This window comes from Paenibacillus agri (assembly GCF_013359945.1).
Classification (GTDB): Bacteria; Bacillota; Bacilli; order Paenibacillales; family Paenibacillaceae; genus Paenibacillus_AQ; species Paenibacillus_AQ agri.
This window is the reverse complement of the sequence record NZ_JABWCS010000211.1, coordinates 158,837-179,892: the sequence shown is the minus strand read 5'-3', so window position 1 is coordinate 179,892 and position 21,056 is coordinate 158,837. Positions and strand designations below refer to the sequence as shown.

21 protein-coding genes and 1 pseudogene are annotated in these 21,056 nt (G+C 43.1%); 13 read left to right on the top strand and 9 right to left on the bottom strand.

The genetic code is table 11. The annotated features are described in order from the left end of the window. Window positions 1-209, top strand: a 209-nt coding sequence (locus HPT30_RS29590; RefSeq protein ID WP_376767041.1) for a TetR family transcriptional regulator C-terminal domain-containing protein, incomplete at its 5' end; no start/stop codon positions are given. A gap of 109 nt (window positions 210-318) precedes the next feature. Here HPT30_RS29590 and rplD read toward each other — a convergent pair. The 3 genes from rplD to HPT30_RS16360 all read right to left on the bottom strand — a co-directional run bounded on the left by rplD (window position 319) and on the right by HPT30_RS16360 (window position 2,476). Then, the gene (rplD, locus tag HPT30_RS16370) at window positions 319-948 is read right to left on the bottom strand and encodes a 50S ribosomal protein L4 (RefSeq protein WP_175372408.1); all 630 of its coding nucleotides are present in this window, start codon (window positions 946-948) and stop codon (window positions 319-321) included. Window positions 949-1,169: 221 nt separating this feature from the next. Further along, window positions 1,170-1,439, bottom strand: a complete 270-nt coding sequence (locus tag HPT30_RS16365) for a CD3324 family protein (RefSeq protein ID WP_175372407.1) — start codon at window positions 1,437-1,439, stop codon at window positions 1,170-1,172. Further along, the gene (locus HPT30_RS16360) at window positions 1,436-2,476 is read right to left on the bottom strand and encodes a Cfr family 23S rRNA (adenine(2503)-C(8))-methyltransferase (RefSeq protein ID WP_175372406.1); all 1,041 of its coding nucleotides are present in this window, start codon (window positions 2,474-2,476) and stop codon (window positions 1,436-1,438) included. Before HPT30_RS16360 ends, HPT30_RS16365 begins: the two co-directional genes overlap by 4 nt. A 1,095-nt stretch (window positions 2,477-3,571) precedes the next feature. Here HPT30_RS16360 and HPT30_RS16355 point away from each other — a divergent pair. The 4 genes from HPT30_RS16355 (at window position 3,572) to HPT30_RS16340 (ending at window position 6,685) form a co-directional block, all read left to right on the top strand. Continuing rightward, window positions 3,572-4,411, top strand: a complete 840-nt coding sequence (locus HPT30_RS16355) for a DM13 domain-containing protein (protein ID WP_175372405.1) — start codon at window positions 3,572-3,574, stop codon at window positions 4,409-4,411. Between the two features lie 65 nt (window positions 4,412-4,476). Further along, the gene (locus tag HPT30_RS16350; RefSeq protein WP_175372404.1) at window positions 4,477-4,944 is read left to right on the top strand and encodes a DoxX family membrane protein; all 468 of its coding nucleotides are present in this window, start codon (window positions 4,477-4,479) and stop codon (window positions 4,942-4,944) included. A 6-nt stretch (window positions 4,945-4,950) separates the two neighbouring features. Continuing rightward, entirely contained in the window at window positions 4,951-5,643 is a 693-nt protein-coding gene (locus HPT30_RS16345) for a response regulator transcription factor (RefSeq protein ID WP_175372403.1), read from the top strand. 4 nt (window positions 5,644-5,647) lie between these two features. Continuing rightward, window positions 5,648-6,685, top strand: a complete 1,038-nt coding sequence (locus HPT30_RS16340; protein ID WP_175372402.1) for a sensor histidine kinase — start codon at window positions 5,648-5,650, stop codon at window positions 6,683-6,685. Between the two features lie 67 nt (window positions 6,686-6,752). Here HPT30_RS16340 and pdxR read toward each other — a convergent pair whose 3' ends face one another. Then, the gene (gene pdxR, locus HPT30_RS16335; protein ID WP_175372401.1) at window positions 6,753-8,156 is read right to left on the bottom strand and encodes a MocR-like pyridoxine biosynthesis transcription factor PdxR; all 1,404 of its coding nucleotides are present in this window, start codon (window positions 8,154-8,156) and stop codon (window positions 6,753-6,755) included. Between the two features lie 132 nt (window positions 8,157-8,288). Between pdxR and HPT30_RS16330 the strand changes: the two genes are divergently transcribed. After that, the gene (locus HPT30_RS16330) at window positions 8,289-9,617 is read left to right on the top strand and encodes an MFS transporter (protein WP_175372400.1); all 1,329 of its coding nucleotides are present in this window, start codon (window positions 8,289-8,291) and stop codon (window positions 9,615-9,617) included. Window positions 9,618-9,678: 61 nt separating this feature from the next. Further along, the gene (locus HPT30_RS16325) at window positions 9,679-10,554 is read left to right on the top strand and encodes an NAD-dependent epimerase/dehydratase family protein (protein WP_175372399.1); all 876 of its coding nucleotides are present in this window, start codon (window positions 9,679-9,681) and stop codon (window positions 10,552-10,554) included. Here HPT30_RS16325 and HPT30_RS16320 read toward each other — a convergent pair. Further along, on the bottom strand, window positions 10,551-10,985 hold the full coding sequence (locus tag HPT30_RS16320; RefSeq protein ID WP_175372398.1) for a VOC family protein: 435 nt from the start codon (window positions 10,983-10,985) through the stop codon (window positions 10,551-10,553). The genes HPT30_RS16325 and HPT30_RS16320 overlap by 4 nt on opposite strands. 158 nt (window positions 10,986-11,143) lie before the next feature. On the opposite strand from HPT30_RS16320, the gene HPT30_RS16315 reads away from it, so the two are divergent. Both HPT30_RS16315 and HPT30_RS16310 read left to right on the top strand, forming a co-directional pair. Continuing rightward, window positions 11,144-11,449, top strand: coding sequence for an ArsR/SmtB family transcription factor (locus tag HPT30_RS16315; protein WP_175372397.1), 306 nt, complete (start codon window positions 11,144-11,146; stop codon window positions 11,447-11,449). 112 nt (window positions 11,450-11,561) lie between these two features. Further along, window positions 11,562-12,740 carry an MFS transporter gene (locus HPT30_RS16310; RefSeq protein WP_175372396.1) on the top strand — a complete coding sequence of 393 codons (1,179 nt, stop codon included), beginning with the start codon at window positions 11,562-11,564 and terminating at the stop codon, window positions 12,738-12,740. Window positions 12,741-13,572: 832 nt separating this feature from the next. Here HPT30_RS16310 and HPT30_RS16305 read toward each other — a convergent pair. From HPT30_RS16305 to HPT30_RS16290, 4 genes are all read right to left on the bottom strand, one after another. Then, the gene (locus tag HPT30_RS16305; RefSeq protein WP_175372395.1) at window positions 13,573-13,776 is read right to left on the bottom strand and encodes a hypothetical protein; all 204 of its coding nucleotides are present in this window, start codon (window positions 13,774-13,776) and stop codon (window positions 13,573-13,575) included. A 375-nt stretch (window positions 13,777-14,151) separates the two neighbouring features. Continuing rightward, the gene (locus HPT30_RS16300) at window positions 14,152-14,763 is read right to left on the bottom strand and encodes a TetR/AcrR family transcriptional regulator (RefSeq protein WP_175372394.1); all 612 of its coding nucleotides are present in this window, start codon (window positions 14,761-14,763) and stop codon (window positions 14,152-14,154) included. Between the two features lie 17 nt (window positions 14,764-14,780). After that, window positions 14,781-15,632, bottom strand: coding sequence for a CPBP family intramembrane glutamic endopeptidase (locus HPT30_RS16295; RefSeq protein WP_175372393.1), 852 nt, complete (start codon window positions 15,630-15,632; stop codon window positions 14,781-14,783). Window positions 15,633-16,418: 786 nt separating this feature from the next. Next, window positions 16,419-17,921 carry an alpha/beta hydrolase family protein gene (locus HPT30_RS16290; protein ID WP_175372392.1) on the bottom strand — a complete coding sequence of 501 codons (1,503 nt, stop codon included), beginning with the start codon at window positions 17,919-17,921 and terminating at the stop codon, window positions 16,419-16,421. 350 nt (window positions 17,922-18,271) lie between these two features. On the opposite strand from HPT30_RS16290, the pseudogene HPT30_RS30015 reads away from it, so the two are divergent. The 4 genes and pseudogenes from HPT30_RS30015 to HPT30_RS16275 form a co-directional block, all read left to right on the top strand. Next, window positions 18,272-18,391, top strand: a pseudogene (locus HPT30_RS30015) (arginase family protein); the annotation flags it as partial. Between the two features lie 175 nt (window positions 18,392-18,566). Next, window positions 18,567-19,331 (top strand): MerR family transcriptional regulator, encoded by a 765-nt coding sequence (locus tag HPT30_RS16285; RefSeq protein WP_175372391.1) that lies wholly within the window; start codon window positions 18,567-18,569, stop codon window positions 19,329-19,331. Window positions 19,332-19,360: 29 nt separating this feature from the next. Next, window positions 19,361-20,614, top strand: a complete 1,254-nt coding sequence (locus tag HPT30_RS16280) for a TraB/GumN family protein (protein WP_175372390.1) — start codon at window positions 19,361-19,363, stop codon at window positions 20,612-20,614. A 104-nt stretch (window positions 20,615-20,718) separates the two neighbouring features. Next, window positions 20,719-21,030, top strand: coding sequence for a YbjQ family protein (locus HPT30_RS16275; RefSeq protein WP_175372389.1), 312 nt, complete (start codon window positions 20,719-20,721; stop codon window positions 21,028-21,030). The last annotated feature ends 26 nt before the right edge of the window (window positions 21,031-21,056 follow it).

Genomic DNA, 21,056 nt, shown 5'->3' with positions numbered 1-21,056 from the left:
GTGACGGGATTAAAGCTGGGGAGTTTAGGGGAGATCTGGATTCGGATGCGCTTGCTTCATTTGCATTTTCCTTGTTGGAAGGAGGCATTTTGCTCAGCAAATTGGATGGGGATAACAAGCATATGCAGATCAATACAGCATGCTTTGCGTCCTATTTGCAGAATTGTTGTTTAAAGACTAGTACTGATCAGAATGTAACGAGGATATGACCGAGAACGTTAAAACTTCTCTGAATAGCGATAAAATCAACGTTTGATGAAAGTACATTAGATATTATATCTAATGTACTTTTTTTATTTAGATATTAATGTAACAGACCTAAAATGAAGAGTACATTTCCGTAATCATATTCATAGCTGCTTTCGTAATTATTAATTTCTCATACTTCAAAATGGTATATACATTAAGGGAATCAGCTACGGCAGTTTCTACACCAGGTATGTTATTGGCGCTTTTAAATACAATAGGGTCCATCGATGGTTTAACGATCAGGGATTTTTTATTTGCTCCAAGGGCATTAAGCATAGCGACAATAGATTTTGTTCTGTAATTCTCTAATTTGATCTCGTCAACAACAATAAGTTCCTGGCTCTGTACTTTACTAGATAGCGCAGATTTAATAGCAAGTCGCTTAACCTTTTTATTAAGTTTGTAGCTGTAGTCGCGAGGTTTGGGAGCGAATACAACGCCTCCGCCACGCCAATGTGGCATACGAATTGAACCTGCTCTAGATCTATCAATTTTATTCTGCTTATACGGTTTTCGGCCACCTCCTCGAACTTCACCGCGTGTTAATGCGGATTGTGTTCCTCTGCGTTGATTTGCCAGATAGTTAACAACTGCTTCATGCATAACAGACTCATTGGGAATAATCCCGAATATGGATTCTTCAAGTTCCATTTCATCAACAATATTACCCCCCATATCAAAAACATTGACCTTCAACATTGTTCTTTCCTCCAGACTGTAAACAGTCACGATAGGTTTGAAAATATCAGTGACTTTAATCGAATTAATAACGATATTTGTAAGGTTAACAGATAAAAATTACATAAACTATACACAAAATGGCTCTGTATTATTTGGTATAACAACGAGGATTAGCTGTAATAAAAAAGCCACCGCAGCCCTAAAGCTAGGGCGTGGCGATGGCGAAATTGATTATGCATTTAGTCTGATTTGCTATAAATTATCTTTCTTATAGCATAAACAGAAAGACAGTAAACTTCGGCAAGATCTTGAATCGAAGAACCGGAAGTATAGGCTTCTATGATTTCAAGATTCCGGTTATCAATCTCTTCTCGCGAGCCAGAACGTTCACCCCAATGTTTATGCTGATCTTCTATTGCGGGAATGTAGATGTACTCACCATGAACAAAATTTTGCAATTTTAAAATTAATTCTTTTGGAAGAATTTTATTAGCGTTGATATACCTCATGTACTTTCACCCCTTCCGTAGAGTTGTCCGCATGCTGCATCAATGTCCGTTCCGAATTGCGTCCGTACAGTGACTTTAATTCCTTTTGATTTCAGGATGCTGACAAATCTTTGTACACGCTCCTTGTCCGATTGATGAAAGCTCTCAGGCGTTACGGCGGTTGCATTGTAGGGGATCAGATTAACATGATATAAATGTTCCCACGGCCCTCTGTTCTTTAACAAAGCAGCCATAGCTTCTGCATGCTCATTGGAGTCGTTCTCTCCGCGAAGCAAAATATAGGCAATATATACTTTTCTGCCTGTAGCGCAAATGTGCTGATCCAGTTTGTTCAACACATCATGAAGAGGAAATCGATTGTTAATAGGCATTAACTTACTGCGCTGCTCGTCGATTGGAGAGTGCAGCGAGAAAGTAAGGTTAATCTGCGGGAATTCCGTAGTCAGACGCTCGATACCCGGCAGGATTCCGATGGTAGAAACAGTAATTCTTCGATGGCCTAAGGCGAAAATCCGTGGATCCGTTAGCATCTTAAGCGTGTCGAAGATGTTGGGATTGGCTAACGCTTCGCCCATGCCCATAAATGAAACACTATCCAAGACATGACCGTTTAGATGGAAATATAACAATTGATCAGTTATTTCATCAGCTGTCAGATTTCGCTTCAATCCAATTGTCCCCGTAGCACAGAAGCTACAGCCATACCCGCATCCGCACTGACTGGAAATACAATAGGATTTCCAACCGCGCTCATAGCATAATTGAACGGCTTCAATATGTTCACCGCCTTGAATAGCAAAAAGCACCTTGTTCACTTGTACAGATGTTTTTTGAATGACTGGGGTTAAGCCCAAAACCTGTTCACCAAGATGTTTAATTAATTCCTTTCGTATCTCTTTGGGTAATATAGTCATTCGATCATACTCGCCAATTCTTTGTTTAAAGATTGCGTCCGCGATTTGTTGAAAACGATATGCGGGTTGTTTTAAGTCAGTCAGTATTTGCTGTATCATTTCGTATTTCGAAGTTGATTTCATGTGTTTTTCTCCTCTTGAGCCGGAGAAAATGTCCGATATCGAACATGAACATTGACCAACTATAAAGATTGAACTGGAAAATCAAAAAGGAGAAAGGATTGAAGGGAAAGTTTGGAACTGTAGGAGCAGTACAAATAAAAGAAATCTGGAGACAACAGCGGCCGAAAGTCCAAACATTTCCCGTAATGACGTTCTTGCTCCGTATAAAGATCTTAGGTTCAATTTATATAGTTATAATCCACGAAGCTTGTAGCTAAGTTGCTATGTGCATCTATCAATAGATGGAAAATGCTCCGGCATCCGTTTATTGTGATCGTGAACCGTGCCAACGGATAATGAACAGTTCACTTGTACATGTACAACCTCAAACATTTTGAAAGCCTCCTTAAGATAAAAGTCTATTGCTGTATTACAGACTCACAATTTCAGTGGTGATATCTGGCAAAACAAAATGGGCTACAAGAAAGTTTCCCTTCTTGTAGCCCAAATAAATACACTATTCCTTAAAAGCGTGACTGGATTAGTAATGTATAACTTTGAGTGAAGAGAATAAGTAACTTCCTTGCCTAAAAAGAATAAAACAAATGATGTTTTATCTTCTCTAACTAAGCAAGAAATTTTACATTACTCTCCTCAACCCCTGTCAACAAAGTTGCTGATAGTTTAGCACAGCAACCTTTTTTTTTCAATCTATATAAGACGAATGAAAGAAATTAACAGAGGGCGGGGAGGAACGAAGGGGGAGGTTTGGAACTGTAGGAGCGTAGCGCTCGTCTGAAAGCTTTCTGCAGGAAAGCTCGCATCGGAAGCACAGGCTGTCTCCGGATTTTATCCGCGAATAGCGGTATAATCAGAAAAATCTGGAGACAACAACGGCCGGAAGTCCAAACATTCCACCGTAGTGACGACCAAGCCTTGAGTGAGAATCTAAAATTCGTCTTATATAGGAACCCTGAAGAATTTTTGTTATAGAAGACTTAATACTTAATTAAGAAAGTTGTAATGGGCGTTTAATTACAATTGCAAAAGGCTTGTTCTACAATTCAACTGTAAGCAAAATACAGAATCATAAAACTACTGAGGAGATGACGAAAGATGAAATTATTAGCGACAACAACAGCAATAGTGGCCTTATCCATAGCTTTGGCGGGTTGCGGAGCAGATAACACAGCATCTAACAAAGCAACTAACACATCCACTACTGGGAATGCGGCCGCAACAGCGACGGCAACCGCCATGCCGGGCTCTGATTCACCTGATAAAGCAGCTTCTAATACCAATGCAGGGAACAGTCAGGAAACTACTGCAATGATGGTGAAGTATGGCATGCTGAGCGGCAGTAACAAGCAAATATCTGAAGGTAATGTGGAAATCAAGGATGGCAAGATCATGCTGACGAATTTCAAAACATCCAAAGGTCCAGACCTCCACATCTACCTGACGAAGGGCAAAGACGTGCAGACGGGTAAGAGCTTGGGCAAGATTGACCTGGAAAAGAGCGAGCAGACCTTCGATCTGGCGGGAGCCAATCTGAACGATTATGATTCCGTTATTATCTATTGCGATAAAGCACATGTTACATTCGGGGCAGCAGATTTGACAGATACACCAATGGATAAACCAGCGACATCTTCGGCAATGGTCACGAAGACGGGCATGCTGAGCGGCAGCAACAAGCAAATATCTGAAGGTAATGTAGAAATCAAGGATGGCAAGGTCATGCTGACGAACTTCAAAACGTCTAAAGGTCCAGACCTTCATATCTACCTGACGAAGGGGAAAGATGTGCAAATGGGTAAGAGCTTGGGCAAGATTGACCTGGAAAAGAGTGAGCAGACCTTCGACCTGGCGGGAGCCAATCTGAATGATTATGATTCCATTGTGATCTACTGCGATAAAGCCCACGTGGTATTTGGCACAGCAGATCTCAGCTAAAATAAATAGGATGGGTACCATACTTATTTTGAGGATGGTACCTTTTTTAAAAGGAGATTATAGTAATGATAAAGGCTACTCAAAAAATAGCCGGCTGGATATTAAGTGTAATTCGTGTTCTGTTCGGCTGGATGTGGCTTAAATCCGGTTATGATAAGCTTTCAGGCGGTTTTGGCGTTGAAAGCTTAATCCCGGTCATTGCAGCAAATCATGATTCCCCTGAATGGTACAAAGCATTTTTCAGTCACGTCGTTAGTCCCTTTTCAGAAGTCTTCGATGTTGTAATCCCTTGGGGTGAAATCCTGATCGGGATTGGGCTTATAGCGGGTTTATTTATTGTACCTGCGCTAGTCATGTCGGTGTTCGTGAACGCTAATTATATATTGGCAGATATGATATTTACCTATCCGACAGATATACTTATGGCAACCTTACTTCTTACGGGGAAGAGGTTTACAGCTTACGTGAGTGTGGAACGCTGGCTTTATGCGAAATGGTGGAAAGACTGGAATGGTGCAGAAAAAAGGATGTGATCATCGTTGTTATCCATATTGATTGTTGATGACGAACAACCCATAGTAGATGTTTGTAAGTTATATTTACAGAATGATGGCTATAGGGTGTATACAGCGAGCAATGGAGAGGAAGCTATGCATGTTGTTCATAACCATGCTATCGATTTTATAATCATTGATGTGATGATGCCTAAAATGAATGGCTATGAATTTATAGAGTCGCTCCAAAATCAAGGTTTAGATATTCCATTTTTATTTTTGACTGCTTTAAATCAGGAGAAAGACACGTTATACGGGCTGACTTTAGGAGCAGATGATTATATGACCAAGCCATTCAGCCCACGAGAGCTTGTTTTCCGCATAAAAAATATTATCAAGCGATCCCAAAAGTCGAAGCCTCGGGTAGCCTTCCTTAATGAAGGGGAATTGTATCTGAACCGGGAAGAGCGGGTGGCAAAGCTTTATGGAGAGACGCTTGATCTCACCAATAAAGAATTTGATCTATTGTGGTTCCTTGCTCAGGAGAAGCATCGTGTTATTCCAAAGTCAGAATTACTGAAAGAAGTATGGGGATATGAATACTATGAGGACGCTAATACCGTCAATGTTCATATCCATCATTTGCGGGAGAAGATCGCTTCAAAAGCCGGTCAGGAGCCGATATTCATTAAAACCGTGTGGGGGTTGGGATATCAGTTCAAAAGAGAAGGAGAGTAGTGTCATGAAGCTGCGGACATTGGTTTTTTTATCGTATCTGATTAGTTTAATCATCGTGACACTGCTGCTATTTGTTGCGTATAAACAGATGTTCCTGGACTATGACAGGCTCAGGATGGCAATGATGATTACGGTTTCGTCCAGTGTACTGTCATTGTTAATTAATTCACTGTTTATTTTCCCTATGACACGGAATATTGCCCAGCTGAACCGGCAGAGTCAGGGGATCTCCAAAGGGCACTATGATCAGCATTTAAATAAGAGCCGGGTAGTGGAGCTTAGAGAGCTTGCTGAATCTATGAACGATATGGGACTTGAAATTAAAGCGAAAATCAAAGCCCTTCAGGACGAAGAACGCCGCCGGAATGAACTGATTGCTAATCTATCCCATGATATTAAAACCCCGATTGCCTCTATCCGGTCTTACTCGGAGGCTCTGGTCGATGAAGTGGTCACTGATCCCGCCGAGGTTCGGAACTATTTGCTTGGAATTGGGAAGCAAACGGAACGGGTGGTTTCATTTGCCAATGAGCTATTGGCTATCGCAGCCATAGACGATAAGGAAATAGCTTATAAGCCGGAAGTTGTGTGGATTGATGAGCTGATCCTGGATACCTTGCAAGCATTTGAAGCCCAAATCTCGCGAGAGAACCGGCTAATTGATGTACAAATTAACGAGGACTGTGTATCTGTTGTAACAGACAAGGTGTGTATTCAACGGATTCTATATAATTTAGTAGGAAATGCTATCAAATTCTCCAAACCAGGAACCAGTATTAAGCTTCATATCTATTGTGATAATACGTTCACGTATATGGAAGTTAAAGACGAAGGAATTGGAATTCCTGAAGATGAACTGGAAAGAATTTTCGAACGATTTTATCGTGTTGAAAAATCCCGAAATCAGCAGTACGGTGGCTCTGGATTAGGACTTGCGATTGCCAAGGAGCTGACCGAATTCATCCATGGCAAACTGACCGTGTCTTCGGGCCAAGGGATAGGAAGTACTTTTATGGTTCAGATTCCGAATCAGCGGGTGTAAGCCGCGGCAGCCTAGATCTGTTCTTCTTGGCAGCCGCGGTTTCGTGTGTTCGTGCGACAAGATAAAGTTATAACAAATCGGCAATCGTTCTGATCCCCTCCGCAATTTGTGACTCCGTTACATTACCGAACCCCATAATCAGACTCTCCTCGTATTTTCCTTTGGCGATGGTATACCTCTCGGCAGGATAAATTTTAATATTCCGTTCTTCAAGCTGCGCGGCTGTTATAGAGTCAAACTGGCGTCCAGACAATTTGGCAACTAGATGCAAGCCTGCGGCATCCCCTGAAATGTTCACTCCGTTACCGAATGCTTCCGTCAAAGCGGAGATGAGCCGCTTCCGTCTTTTGCCGTAAATACGCTTCATACGGGTGATGTGGCGTTCCAGATGGCGGTCGGCAATAAACCGCGCTAGTGTGATTTGGGACAAGGTCGGGCATTGCATATCCGTCATTCGTTTTAACCGAAGCAGAGGGTCAAGTAATTCCTGGGGAACCACCATATAACCTAAGCGTAGTGATGGATATAAATTTTTGCTGAAAGTCCCGACATAGACTACTCGCTGTGAGTCGAGCTCTCTGAGAGCATGAACCGGCATTCCGGCATAACGGAATTCACTGTCGTAATCGTCTTCGATAATATAGCTTCCGGTTTGCCGGGCGTAGTCGAGTAGTTGAATACGTCTGCTGATGGACAAGATGCTGCCGAATGGGAATTGGTGTGAAGGTGTGACGAAGATGCACTTAGGTTGTACATGAGTTGGCAAGTCGTCAACACACAAGCCGTGATCATCGACGGGAACGGGGATAATATCGGCACCAGTTGCTGCAAAAATACTATGGATGAAGCTGGCGGTAGGATCTTCTATTGCTACTGCGTCTTCCGGATTTAATAAAAGTTTGCATAGTAAGGAGATGGCCTGGGTAGCTCCGGCTGTCACGATCACCTGCGAAGGTGAACATTGTATTCCTTTGGCATTCAGTAGATACCGGCAAATATTTGCCCGAAGCAGCCTATTACCTGCCGGATCTTCATCATAACCAAAATTAGAAGCGTAGGCCTGATCATAGACGCTCAGCGTAACTTCTTTCCACTTTTTATGCGGGATATGTTCAAGTGAAGGAAAGCTCGGACGAAAATCAATGCCGTTGAAAGAAGGTGCAAGTTCTGGAGAAGTCATTTCATTTGAAGACTCTGGATCTATGGACTGCGCCTGAACCGGCCTGCTTGCTCCTAAATCCAAGACATAGGTACCGGATCCTTGGCGACCTTCCAAATAACCTTCGGCGATGAGCTGTTCATACACTTCGACGATAAGAGCCCGCGACACCCCTAATTCACTTGCCAGATCCCGCGTTGACGGGAGGCTACTTCCCGCTGCATATCTGCCTGAAAAAATACGTTCCCGGAGCAGCGTATAGATTTGTTTTGTTTTTGTATCGGCTGTAAAAGTCCCCAAGGAATCGGTCATACATAGCACTCCTTCTTATTTTGAAATTGGTATACCAATATTGGTGTGAAAGTGGTACTTATTCATACCAATTTAACATGCTAACATGAATCTTGTCAGCACGAAATCATTGCAGAAGGAAGAGATTAGCCGATGGTTGAACGAAATGATAATCCCCGGGCACCTTCGAGGCAAGATCATGTCGATGCAGTAAACGAACGGATGGTGAGCAAGGATAGCAAGGATAGCAAGGATAGCAAGGATAGCAAGGATAGCAAGGATAGCAAGGATAGCAAGGATAGTAAGGATAGTAAGGTAGCTACTTGGTTGGCGGTCGCAGCCCTTTTTATGGCATCACTTAATTTACGTCCGGCGGTTACTTCCATCGCCCCAGTGCTGGAAAGTATTCGAAACGATCTCGGCATAAGCGGTGTAGCTGCCAGCTTGCTTGTCTCGATCCCTGTTCTCTGTATGGGGCTTCTCTCGCCATTGTCTGTTCGTTTCGGCCAGCGGCTGGGAAATGAACGGGTGATTGCCTGGTCGCTAGTTCTGATTGGCGGAAGTACTTTGCTACGTATCGTCGTTCATACCGAAGCCTTGTTATTTTTAACCACTGTATTAGCTGGTGTCGGAATCGCAACGATGGGACCTTTATTGTCGGGTTTTATTAAAAAGCATTTGGCAGGTAGGATGCCGCTTATGATTGCACTCTATTCCATGGCCTTATCGCTTGGTGCGGCGCTGGGCTCCAGTTTCTCTGCCCCTTTTCAAATCAAATTTCATTCGTGGCAAACGGCACTTTCGTTCTGGGCCATCCTCGCCATTGCGGCTGTACCATTTTGGTTGGGGATTCTGCGGCGTAGCAATGTTCGTACTGAGGTGACGGTTGTACCTGGGACATCGAAATTACCGTGGAAAAATAAGAAGGCGTGGCTGCTCTCCATCCATTTTGGACTCTTGGCTATGGTTTTTTACTCCATCATGGGTTGGTTGCCGCTGATCCTGATTAACGCAGGGGATTCACATTTGCATGCAGGGATGATGCTGACGGTGTTTGCTGTCGTTCAAATTCCGAGCGGGCTTATGCTACAGATGCTGCTACGCCGCTTCCCGTCCCGGCGGACATGGCTGTTGGTCTCGACTTCCATGCAGGCGATCGGTCTTGCCTTTCTTTTCAGTTCCATGCTGTATTGGCCAGCGGTTCTCCTCTGCGGATTTGGCTCGGGGATGTTATTTGCTCTAGGTAATTTGCTTCCAATTGAAGCAGCGTCAAGTCCTGAAGAAGCGGCCTCTTGGGCAGCGATGACTCAATCGGTGGGGTATTTAATAGGAGCGGTAGGCCCGATCCTGATTGGCTTTGCTTTTGACAGTATGGGGGAGTTCAGTCTGGGGATACTAGGCATGATCTTGGTTTCACTCCTTATGCTAATACTTCAATTATTCATAGTTTCGCGAAAAGAAACAGAGAAAGCGAGGTTCTAAGCTTCTCCGTAATGGGTGAACATCGCACTTAATCATATATAAATTTGGAGGTTTTTCGATTATGAAAATTTTTGTAGCTGGTTCTACCGGAGTTATTGGACGTATTCTGCTTCCAAAGTTAGTGAAGGCTGGTCACGAAGTGATTGGAATGACGCATAACCCGGAGCAACAGAAGAAGATTGAAGCATTGGGCGCAAAGTCTATCATAGCAGATGCCTTTGACCGGGAGGGAATGATTAAAGCTCTTGGAGAGATCCAGCCGGAAGTGGTCATTCATCAGCTTACCTCACTCAGTAATTGGAGCTCTGCGGATAATGCGCGGATTAGAATCGAAGGGACCCGGAATCTAGTGGATGCTGCTAAGCAGGCGGGCGTTAAAAAAATCATCGCTCAGAGCATCTCTTGGGCTTACGAACCGGGCGATTCCCCTGCTACGGAAGAAGTCTCCTTGGATATCCAAGCACCTTCGCCACGGAAAACAACAATTGATGGCATTATCGCGCTGGAAGGGGCGGTTGCAGAGATTCCAGATCACGTGATTCTCCGTTACGGTACACTTTATGGACCAGATACCTGGTATGACATTAGGGGTGTGATGGCAGAAAAAGCGCGGAACAGCGAGCTGCCCGCAACAGACGGAGAGTCCTCTTTCGTACATGTCGAAGATGCGGCGGAAGCGGCCTTCCTGGCCTTGAATTGGCAGGCAGGAACTTTGAATATTGTAGATGATGAGCCTGCCCCAGGTACAGAATGGGTACCAGTCTATGCTAAAGCTTTACATGCGCCTGCACCTGAAGTTCAAGCGGGCGGTGCCGGCTGGGAACGCGGGGCTTCGAATGTCAAAGCACGGAATGAGTATGGCTGGGAGCCGAAATATCCGACTTGGAGAACGGGATTTGTACAAGTGTTGAGCTATAAAGCTGATTCGAGCCCTTAAGATTCCTTACAGGGAGATTCGCTGAATTTAAGCACAGCTAAGTCAGGGTAACTGTTAATTTCTAATTGGTGGCCATCAGGGTCATACATAATAAAATCTTGGTATGGCCCATTTTTTCCGTCACCGTATTTAGTTATTTCGCCTACAGCAATATTTTTATTTTTTAAATCTTCATGTAAAGCTTCCAAATTGGATGTTTTAAAGCTTAGCACAGCGCAATTTTCGTTATTGATTGAGAACCTTATGGGTTGGTTCGCAGAAGTTTTCTTTAAGAATAATAACGGACCTGCAAATAGTCTTAGATTGGCTGCCTCCGGCTCCTCCCAAATGACCTGGTAACCTAATGTATTTACGTACCAATCAACAGACCTTCGAATATCAGTAACAGGTAAATAAATCTGAACTATTTGGTTGTGAATATTTGGATTCATAGTTTACAGCTCCTTAAGATGTAGGATTTCATTTGTTACCTCATCCGGTTCTAGAATAACATATTTTTACATGTGCTTGAACTTTATTGGATCAATAACTAATAATCTTAACAAGATGTCACATTGACATATCGGTAATTATCGATATAATAGCTGATATGGATACTATCGAGATTTTAAAAGCATTGTCTAACGAGTCCCGTCTCCAAATTTTGCAATGGTTGAAGGAACCTGAAAAGCATTTTAACCCCCATGAAGGGATTGATATGAGAACAATCGGGGTATGCGTCGGTCAGGTGACTGATAAATTGAACATGACACAGTCCACCACTTCCCAGTACTTAACTACCCTGCAACGAGCAGGGCTCATCACCAGTGAGCGCATAGGCAAGTATACGTACTACAAAAGGGATGAGGGGAAAATTAGAGAAGCATTGGCTTTGTTGAAAGGCGAGCTTGAATAAAGCACAAACGGCGGAGTTTGGTGAAGTGATCTTCACCGCTTTTCCGCTTAAAGCCTGCCAAAACGCATCGACAATTTTAAATATATCAATTTGTTAAAGGGGAAAACATCTAATGAAAGGCACATGGAAAGTATACTTATTGGCGCTTGTCAGTTTTTTGGTGGGGACATCCGAATATGTGATTTCGGGTATTTTAGATAAGATTTCGTTATCTTTAGATATATCGATTACTTCGGCGGGGCAATTGGTAACGATTTTCTCATTCATTTATGCTATTTGTACGCCAGTGGTTATGGCTTTGACCGCGAAGATTGAACGACAGAAGTTACTGGTTGCCGCACTGGGCGTTTTTGTGATAGCTAATGTGCTGGCGTTTGTGCTGCCGGGATTTGAACTTTTTATTGTCGCAAGGGCATTGATGGCTTTAGGTGCGGGGACCGTCGTTGTATCAGCACTGGCTATCGCCGCCAAAATTGCACCTGAAGGTAAACAGGCCAGTTCGATTGCCAATGTCACCATGGGGTTCACCCTGTCATTAATTATTGGTGTCCCGCTCGGGCGAATGATTGCTGCTGAATTTGGATGGAGATCAGTATTTGGTCTTCTATCTTTGGCGGGGCTGTTGGTCATGATCGTTATATATTTCACCATTCCCCGTATAAAAGGTGATGATCCTGTACCCCTTTCCAAGCAGCTGGGCTTCCTTAAAAATAGCAGGGTTGCGCTCGGACTTGCGATCACCTTCTTTTGGCTGGGGGGTTATTCGATCGCTTATACGTACATTTCACCTTACCTTCTTACGGTTGTTGGTTTAAATGAAAATATACTGAGCAGCGTTTTATTGGCTTTTGGTATCGCCAGCTTGGTCGGTTCCAAATTCGGTGGTTATAGCGCCGATAAATGGGGCGTTGCCCGTACCTTGGGTGGGGGAATGACACTGCATGTATTGGCCTTAATTTTACTAACGGTTAGTGTTATGTTTACAAATTCGTGGATACCGATTGTTGTTATCCTGATGCTGTGGTCGTTCGCGGCTTGGTCTACAGGTCCTACTCAGCAGTATAACATGGTGCGAATTGAACCGAATTATTCAGGCGTGATGCTGAGCCTCAATCAATCCACGATGCAATTATCAATGGCTGCAGGGGCTGGGATTGGCGGGATCGTTGTCAATCAAAGTTCCTTATCGCATATCACATGGGTCGGTGCATTCAGTGTATTCATTGCCATTCTGGCCTCGTTCTTCTTGAATGCAAAAATGAAACAAAAGGCACTCACATCTCGCAATTAAAGTGACTGACTCCATAATATGAGACAAATCAAAATACCTTTAAGAGAACGGAACCTTGTCGTAAGATAGGGAGATAATCTTGGAGGTGTTTTGCGTTGGAAAGCAGAGTGGATTTTTCAGTAGAAATTAAAGTGAAGGCCATTGAGATTAGATTAACGAGAGGTCATGGATCAAATTGAGATACGGAATAAGACACGGCTGAAGACGTGGATGAGATGGTGTCGGAATGGATATGTATATCGGTGAGGTAATGCTTTTGTATGAAAGAGAACTATGACCTGCGAGCTGCTAGACTATTAGGTCTATTTATAGAATATGGAATAATAGGTACGCATTCTTACAAAACTATTATTGGATTAAAAAGGTGAAAGTACTATCTTGGGCGTTTTAGTAATCTTGAGAGCGCGGTTCAAGCTAGAAAAGAAGCTGAATAAAATACCACAACCAATATATTCAAAAATTGAAAGAACGTAAAGGAAGACCGCCTAATAAATAAAGTAGGCGGCTTTCCTTTGTGCGAGTAATATATATCGAAAGAAATCATGCTTTTATTCTCGTCACCTTCACAATACAGAAAATACGGTGTTTGGACAACTTTTCAGAGCTTTAATTTTATAAGTGCGACTTAAATGGCTATTGGATACTACAAATTCAGTAGCTTCTATATCAGGCGAAGCTGTAACAATACGTACTTTTAAATTACAGACGTTGGTTTTTTAACGGGCATGACAATCAACTGAGAAAATTGCATCCAAATTGCTAGAGTTTCGATAAAGGTTAATTACCTTACTCCCTAGAATATCGTGTCTAGTCATACAAGACTTCTGTGACCTCAACGTTTTTTTAGCTTTAAAATAAAATTTGCAATCGATAAAAGAACTAAAATTGCTAACAGAATATTAGTCACAGATAAAGTCTCATTTAAGTTATTTATGCTAGTAGTAGACCTAACAGTTAATTGGCCAATACTATCCGCGACACGACCTATATTGCTAGAAATTCCATTGAGATATTGAACAATATCCTTTTCACTCATAACATATCTCCTCCCACAAAGTAGGTCTATTATTTGTCGCCTTCTCTATACATAACACTACGAAAAGTGTTATAACGATTCGTATTGATGGTTACCCCTCTGTCTCGTTTCCATGAGGCAGTATTACATTTAGTCATCTAGTAAATATGATACTATTACCGGAAACTCAATCGTAAATTGGTAAGAGGGATTTAAATTAAGAAAAAAATTTCTTAACATTCAGTTTTCGAGCTAAATTTTACTACAGTCATACGTTTGAAACTAGATTGTGGAAATATACTACAATAATCATCCTTTACACAATGCAAGCGAAATAAAAAGTATAATTGCCTCTTTAGAAAAAAACTTCAAGCGGAGCAGGAACCTTTTCAATATCTAATAAGCCTCTTTTAGCAAAATCCCCTTTAACAGCAGCTTGATCGCATTGACATGCAGGGCGGCGTATTCGTCCCCGCTTAATTTTTCCGGCTTCGCCAGGCAGAGCTGTGTTGCCCCAGTCAAGGTGGAAATCACACTAAAACTCAACGTTTCGAAATCCTCATTAATGAAAACACCCTGCTGTACCCCTTGTTGCAGCACTTCTCTAATAGCACGATAGACTACTTCTACAATCTCTCTCAATGTCACCAATGCTTCGGAATCGCTGGAAAGTGTTCTTCCGTACTCTTCAAGAGCTTGGATTAAGGGGTTTTCACATTCTCTTCCGAATGAATCCGCCATTTCAAGCAACTGTTCGCTAGGGGGTGTGGATCTTTCGGCCAGACGAAGCCACTTTTGTGAGGATTCTTCGGAATACTGGGACAGCAACTGGAGAAAGAGGACCTCTTTATTTTTAAAATGATGATATAAATTGCCTTTACTCATCTGTGTTAGTGTACATAAGTCGTCCATTGTAGCCCGATCATAACCTTTTTCAATAAATAACAGCTTGGCATGGTTTAAAATAATTGCTTTTGCTTCTTCTGCCGGCAATCGTCTTCTGGTCATAAGTCCCTCCTGGAACCTTACGAACGGCTCCTTTTATGCTTGAAAAATTGAAAAACGCCATATGAGATAACGATAGCAAAAATTCCGCAGAATGCAAACGGCATATCCAGCGTGTGGCGGTAAACGATACTTTGCAGCCCCATATGATCCGCCGTCGATGTACCATATCCCCAAATCGTGAAATTAAAAATGTTCGTGGCAAAATGGATGCCTGTCGTAGCAGCCAGACCATTGGTGCGATAAGCAACGATTCCGAGAAAGAATGCCCCCATCAAGTAATATAACGGTCCCCAAATGCCGTTGCTGAGCATCTCAGGATTCAAACCATGGACCAGGGCGAAGGTGAGGGAGGAGATAAGGACTGACCAGAATGCACCGCCTTTTAATGATCTGAACATCCGGTACATGTAGCCTCTGAACAAAATTTCCTCAGAAGCACTCTGAACAAAAATCAAAGGGATGACAACAATGAATACGCCTAACCAGCGAAGCGGATCAAAATGAAGCGTAAAAGCTTGCGGATGTACGCCGATATCGACAAGTAAATACAGGATCAGTGCTGCGAAATACCATGAAAAATAAGTCGCGAATTTTCGGAAATCGGGCCGTTTATTTTCGAACAAAAATGTTCGAAAAGGAATCTTGAAGAAATACCTGGTAATAAGAAAGACCCCGAGAATCAGGAACCAAAAGGTTAAAAAAAGCGCGATAAAGCTAGGTAATCCTGAGCGAGTGGCGGGAATCAAGGAGTTCACTAGATTTAACCATAAAAATGAACCTCCTTGCCAAATGACAAAAATGAGGATGAATCCCGCTAAGGATTTGAGGCCGAAAGGGATCTTCGGCTGAAGACCATAATTTTTTTCCATAACATGCACCCGTTTCTTGTTATTATACCGACTATATAGTCGGTAGTTACAATATAGAGGCATCATCTCATTCTGTCAACTGGGTACAAGAGATTGAAGTTGCTATCGCGTGCTGAAGATTTGACAATCATGTTTACAACAATCAGAATGCAAGACGACTTCTATGAAGCTGTAGATGCAAAATGGCGGAGTCCACACAATTGGCGGCAGATAAGCATTTATTGGTGAATTTATGAATAATTATGGGTATTTATGGATATATCCACTCTGTTGTCGAAGGATATGGCACAAAGGGGAGTTGAAGAAGGTGAGCAAACAGGGGGATGAAGCCATTAAGGGTGATATTGCAAAAATTAAATCGATAAACAGCCTATATAGAACGCATTAAAAAACAAACATAGCTAAGAAAATAAGAGCTTATATAAAAAGGATAATTAACGGCATTTTTGTACCTTAAATTCTCTGTAGCGAGGGGTTAGTGGAGATTAAGTGCAATATTGTACCTTAAATCTTCCAGAATAGCCCAATCAGTGTAATTTTTCGAAAAATAAGATACAAAAATGCCCTTATTTTACTCATATGTCTATATTTGAGGAAAATAAGGTACAAAAATGCCGTTAGTTGAAGAAATCACTCCTCTTTTTCACTGTTAAGACGACTAGTGCCTCTACAACTGATCTATTCGTTCTTCTTAGACAAAGGAAAACTCCCCATCAAGTAGCGGTTTATTTGTTAAACCTGTCTGCTTGACGGGGGGCATATCAAAATCGGTAGCCTGTTCCTTAATTACAATAGCGAGGTTCCGAACTTCATCTCCGGAAAGCGGCTATCCGGTCCTTTCATTAAGGTTCCGCCTTGATTTTTCAGGTACATATCGAAGAAATCCAGCATATAGGCATTGATAATGGAGTTCGCTCTTTCGGGTGCAATCTTTCCTGTAATGCCCAGTATTTTGAATATCGGAGAAATGTATTGTACGTCGGTAAAGTTCAAATGCTCCGAATTTTCGATATAGAGGAATTGTCCCCCTGAGTCGGCCGATTCGCGCATCCGTTCAAGCTCTAGCTTTTTGTCTTCCGTTACTTGATCATTCCACTCTTTTGTGTTGCCCATCCTTTTAAGCTCTGCCTCCGTGTAGGCATGGTTATCCAGTACCTTCTTTAATCTTTCGAATTCGCTTTGCGAGTTCATGAACAAGAACGGCTTTCTTAGACCCTCTCTGTCACGCAGCCGATAAAGCGCGCCATCCAAGTCTATTCCAACCGCGATTCGCGGATCGTAAGCAGCGTCATAGGCCGTCGCTCCGCCGATGGAATGACCGAACACCCCGACATGACCGAGATCAATCTTCCCTTTTAAATGACTAGGAATCTGCCCTGATTGGATGAGCTCGAATTGGTCCAATGTAAACGTCACATCGTCGGTTAACACCTTTCCGAGCTTGTCGCGGTTTCCGCTTTCCGTCCGGTAATCATGGTCGGGCGAGAATAAGCCGTTGGTTGAGCTAGTCGTGATTCGGCCGTCCGGAAACTCGGTTGCAAATGTATTGTAGGTGTGGTCGATCACGGCCACGATATATCCGTGACTCGCGAGATTTTCGGCTTGCGACGTGTGGAGGAACCTGGAAGAGCCAAAGCCGGGATTCGCAAGGATCAGCGGGTATGAAGTCTGTGCCGAAGAGACTTCGGCCCTCGAATAAGCATGACTGGATACGTACTTCAGGTGTTGCAGAGTAAACCCGGGAAGGCCATAGTTCGCAGCCATATAACTTAAAATCTGGGTATCGGGAATCAAGGGAGCGTACTTGCCGGTGCCAGCTTGAGCCGGATACCATACCTGAACCATCAATTCTCTCTTACTACCTCTGGCGTCTCCGAAAATCTCTTCCCTATTGGGATCCACGAAATGAAAAGCTTGTGTTCCCACCTTAAATTCGCCTGTCGGTTCAGGCAGTTTAAATACAGGAAAAGCATACGTGAGACCCGCTGTTACGACCAGCATTGTCGCTATAGCGGTATAAGCTAAACCTAGCAAGACTCGAGGGATCTTTTTGGGTCCGGTTTTTTTAAAATAGCTATAACCTGAAATGGCTAAGAAAATGATCGTTATGCAATATGGGAAAAATAGCTGAACTCTGTATCCTTCTACCGTCAAATGAATGACCATTAAAAGTGTGGCGATCCCGCTTGCAACGAATACTGAAATTCTACGCTGTCCTTTTTTTAATAGGACTGTTAATGCAAACAAGCCGATGTTTGACACAAAAAGCAACAGTTCAAACAGCCTCATTTCGATTCTCCTTTTAAAAAATTTCTATTTTTATTTGTTCCAATCTTATCCTGCCAGACTGGCCTGAACTATCGATTTGCCTTACATCTACCTTACAGCTACCTTAAAGTTAACTTACAATTTTGTAATTCGATCTTGCGGTCGGGGAATGCGATTCAAACACAATATACGGAATATGTACGGATGCAGTTCATGGCAATGTAACAACAATTCGTGTTCCTATGCAGGGTTTGACACTTACGGATTAACAAAAAAAAGCTGCAGGTTTATTAACCTTGCAGCTTTCTTAGCGGTAGTAAATTTAATGCTCCTGATGCTGTACTCCCCACTCACATAACCCTTCCAAAGCACTGCTTAAAGAGTTATCTGAGGAAACAGATGTGGTTGGATTAGGTATAACAGAGCATATGCCGTGGGATGCTATGAACTTGAAGGAACTGCTTAGCGAAATACCAATTTTAAATAAATAAGTCATTAGCGATAAGATAATAGTTTTGTCCAATAAATACTAAAAAGATCCGCGACTCACGCGGGTCTTTTTAGTTTATTGTTTGTTCTCTGGATAACATATAAAAGAATGCTTGCGCCTGACGTTACGTCAGGTGCTACACTTTTATCAGAAAGGAGCTGAGAAAGATAAGTAAGATGTATTATACGATTGGCACATTCGCCAAACTGACCTCGACAACGGTACGTACGCTGCACTTTTATGATCAAAAGGGGCTGCTTAAGCCAAGCGGCTATAATGAGCAGGGACACCGAACCTATACGGATGACGATTTGTTCCGACTCCATCAAATATTGACCTTAAAATATTTAGATTATTCCTTGGACCAAATTGGAAAGTATTTGGAGCAGGACAGCAAGGATTTTAAGACTTCTCTGGAGAGGCAATACGAGCTGTTAATGGAGAAGCAAGAGCATATCCAGCGTGTTGTGGCTTCTGTTGAACGGGTAAAAGCGATTGTTAAGGATAACGACACGATGGATCCCGCGCTCATTATGCTGCTGATTCATTCCATTCAGCATGAGGAGGCACAGAAGCAGTGGTTCTCCGCTCGTGTGCCGGGTGCAGTCGTTGAATCGGTGTTTATGAGTGAATCCAGTGTGGAAGAACGGATCCGGGTAGAACGTGAGTTTACGTTAGAGCTTAACGATCTGATGGTAATGTCCAAGCAAGGACTGCCGCCGGAGCATCCCCTTGTTCAGGAGCATGCGTTTACGCTGTTTATGATGATCGAGCGGATGCTCGGACAGGAACTGTGGAATAGCGAGACCGGAAAAGTGCTGGAGGAGATGGATCCGCAGCTCTTCCCGAACCTGGAACAAGACTTTAAAAATTACTTGATTGAAGCGTTTGGTCATATGTTGATTCGGCAATGGGGAGAAAAAGAAAAAGAAAAAGAGTAGGTCGCTTCGACAGAAGGAGCAGTATATCAATGAAAAAACTTAGCGCTACAATACTCACCCTAGGCCTGCTTACCTCTGGACTTTCTTCCGCTCATGCAGCTGAGAAGGCCTCGTCCGTATGGCTAAACGGTAAGCAGATCCAGTTCAGCAATTCCGCACCGATTGTAGAAAAAGGGGTGACCCTTGTTCCGTTGCGTCCCCTTCTGGAGCAGCTGGGCGTCAATGTGAAATGGGATCAAGCGACACATACCGTCAGCGGTTCCAAAGGAAGCCTGTCCTTATCCCTGAAGATTGGCAGCACAAACGCCACTGCAAACGGCAAAGCCGTCAAGCTGGATGCAGCGCCAAAGCAAATCCGGAATGTAACCTATGTGCCGGTACGCTTTGTCGCTGAAACTACAGGTTATCAAGTGGCCTGGAATCAATCACTGCGCCAGGTTACTCTTACTTCGAAGCAGCATTCCGAAGGCCGCGGCTTTCTGTGGAAGGTGGAGAATACAGGTAACACGGTGTATGTGCTGGGTTCAATCCATCATGTACCCGAAGGGATGTATCCGCTGCGTCCGGAGATTGAGGATGCGTTAAAAGCTGCCAACTACTTGGGGGTAGAGGTCGATATGTCGGCAGTCACTTCCGAAGATTTACAAAAACAGGTATTGGAACTGGGTGTTTATAAAGACGGAACGACACTGAAGGATCATATCTCCGCAGACACGTATAACAAAGTTACAGCATTTCTGAAAGCAAATGGTATGCCTGAGAATAGCTTCGATATTTTCAAGTCATGGTTCGTTACACAACAGATCATGAACATTCAAGTTGCAAAAGAGGGCTTTACACCAGAAAAAGGGATTGATAATTATCTGATTGAAAAGGCTAATGAAGCGAAAAAACCGATAGTCTCACTAGAAACTATGGAATCCCAGATGAAGATGAACAACAACTTCTCAGATGCCTTGCAGGAAAGGCTGCTGCTCCAGAATCTCGATCCTAAATCTGTGACGCCTCCTTCTCCGGATGTATCGATAGATGATCTGAACAAAATGTGGATTCAGGGCGATGAAAAAGCTTTGAATGAGTTCACCACTACTGGCTGGGATGCTGAATACTTCCAAGGCCTAATCAATGACCGCAACGAAGAAATGACCAAGAAGATTAAAGGCTTTCTGAATGGTGATAAAAAAGAGACTTACTTGGTTGTCGTTGGAATGCTGCATTTGCTGGGTAACGAAGGAATCGTTCCATCGCTGGAAAAGGAAGGCTTCAAAGTAACAAAACAGTAGCACTTATTCTTGTTTATTACACAGTAGAGCTAGCCATTAGGTTGGCTCTGTTATTTTCTCCAGGAGGTCAGCTCCAATCCAATTGTTTGTTAGGAGGGAAATGCTTGATTATTACAACAACCGCAATCGTTGAAGGTTCCCCAGTCAGAGAATATGTCGGCGTGGCAACCGGTGAGGTCATCATGGGAGCTAATGTCGGGAGGGATATTCTTGCCTCATTTAGAGATTTGGTAGGCGGGCGTTCGAAAGCCTATGAAACGAAGCTAAGGGAAGCAAGAGACGCGGCCTTCAAAGAAATGACCCAGCACGCTTCGACGATGGGGGCCAACGCTGTAATCGGCGTGGGGATCAATTACGCAGTTGTCCGCCAGGACATGATGATGGTAGCTGTTAGTGGAACAGCAGTTGTTATCTAAGTAGTCGTTCATAATATTGCAGGGCT

Bases quoted from the DNA above. Each gene is read 5' to 3' on its own strand.
- rplD (WP_175372408.1), bottom strand. From the start codon at position 948: ATGTTGAAGGTCAATGTTTTTGATATGGGGGGTAATATTGTTGATGAA.
- HPT30_RS16365 (WP_175372407.1), bottom strand. From the start codon at position 1,439: ATGAGGTATATCAACGCTAATAAAATTCTTCCAAAAGAATTAATTTTA.
- HPT30_RS16360 (WP_175372406.1), bottom strand. From the start codon at position 2,476: ATGAAATCAACTTCGAAATACGAAATGATACAGCAAATACTGACTGAC.
- HPT30_RS16355 (WP_175372405.1), top strand. From the start codon at position 3,572: ATGAAATTATTAGCGACAACAACAGCAATAGTGGCCTTATCCATAGCT.
- HPT30_RS16350 (WP_175372404.1), top strand. From the start codon at position 4,477: ATGATAAAGGCTACTCAAAAAATAGCCGGCTGGATATTAAGTGTAATT.
- HPT30_RS16340 (WP_175372402.1), top strand. From the start codon at position 5,648: ATGAAGCTGCGGACATTGGTTTTTTTATCGTATCTGATTAGTTTAATC.
- pdxR (WP_175372401.1), bottom strand. From the start codon at position 8,156: ATGACCGATTCCTTGGGGACTTTTACAGCCGATACAAAAACAAAACAA.
- HPT30_RS16330 (WP_175372400.1), top strand. From the start codon at position 8,289: ATGGTTGAACGAAATGATAATCCCCGGGCACCTTCGAGGCAAGATCAT.
- HPT30_RS16325 (WP_175372399.1), top strand. From the start codon at position 9,679: ATGAAAATTTTTGTAGCTGGTTCTACCGGAGTTATTGGACGTATTCTG.
- HPT30_RS16320 (WP_175372398.1), bottom strand. From the start codon at position 10,985: ATGAATCCAAATATTCACAACCAAATAGTTCAGATTTATTTACCTGTT.
- HPT30_RS16315 (WP_175372397.1), top strand. From the start codon at position 11,144: ATGGATACTATCGAGATTTTAAAAGCATTGTCTAACGAGTCCCGTCTC.
- HPT30_RS16310 (WP_175372396.1), top strand. From the start codon at position 11,562: ATGAAAGGCACATGGAAAGTATACTTATTGGCGCTTGTCAGTTTTTTG.
- HPT30_RS16305 (WP_175372395.1), bottom strand. From the start codon at position 13,776: ATGAGTGAAAAGGATATTGTTCAATATCTCAATGGAATTTCTAGCAAT.
- HPT30_RS16300 (WP_175372394.1), bottom strand. From the start codon at position 14,763: ATGACCAGAAGACGATTGCCGGCAGAAGAAGCAAAAGCAATTATTTTA.
- HPT30_RS16295 (WP_175372393.1), bottom strand. From the start codon at position 15,632: ATGGAAAAAAATTATGGTCTTCAGCCGAAGATCCCTTTCGGCCTCAAA.
- HPT30_RS16290 (WP_175372392.1), bottom strand. From the start codon at position 17,921: ATGAGGCTGTTTGAACTGTTGCTTTTTGTGTCAAACATCGGCTTGTTT.
- HPT30_RS16285 (WP_175372391.1), top strand. From the start codon at position 18,567: ATGTATTATACGATTGGCACATTCGCCAAACTGACCTCGACAACGGTA.
- HPT30_RS16280 (WP_175372390.1), top strand. From the start codon at position 19,361: ATGAAAAAACTTAGCGCTACAATACTCACCCTAGGCCTGCTTACCTCT.